Source organism: Tritonibacter sp. SIMBA_163, from assembly GCF_046535935.1.
GTDB classification, from domain to species: domain Bacteria; phylum Pseudomonadota; class Alphaproteobacteria; order Rhodobacterales; family Rhodobacteraceae; genus Epibacterium; species Epibacterium scottomollicae.
On sequence record NZ_JAWJBP010000463.1, the window covers coordinates 1 to 271 of the forward strand.

The 271-nt window shown below is 56.1% G+C and carries 1 protein-coding gene; it reads left to right on the forward strand.

The features are described 5' to 3' along the window. On the forward strand, positions 1 to 271 hold a 271-nt coding region (locus R0J92_RS23135; protein WP_411053393.1), incomplete at both ends, for a hypothetical protein.

Below are 271 nucleotides of genomic sequence, written 5' to 3' on the forward strand. Positions count from 1 at the left end.
CCGTGATTTGGTGGCAATAGAACAGATGGGGCGTGAGCAGGCGGAAGAAAGCCTGGAGGCACAGAGGGTAGACGCGGTCGTCATTCTACCGGAAGGGTTTACCCAAAGCGCGTTGAATAATATGCTGTTGGGCGCAAGTGGCGGGGCGGAACTGGAATTGCTCGCGGCGGATGGCTCCTCATCAAAATCGGAGGTTCTCGCTTCGATCCTGGAGGAGTTTGTCCGCAACGTGAATTTCGAATCATCCATTTCCCGGTTGTCCGGTGCAGGG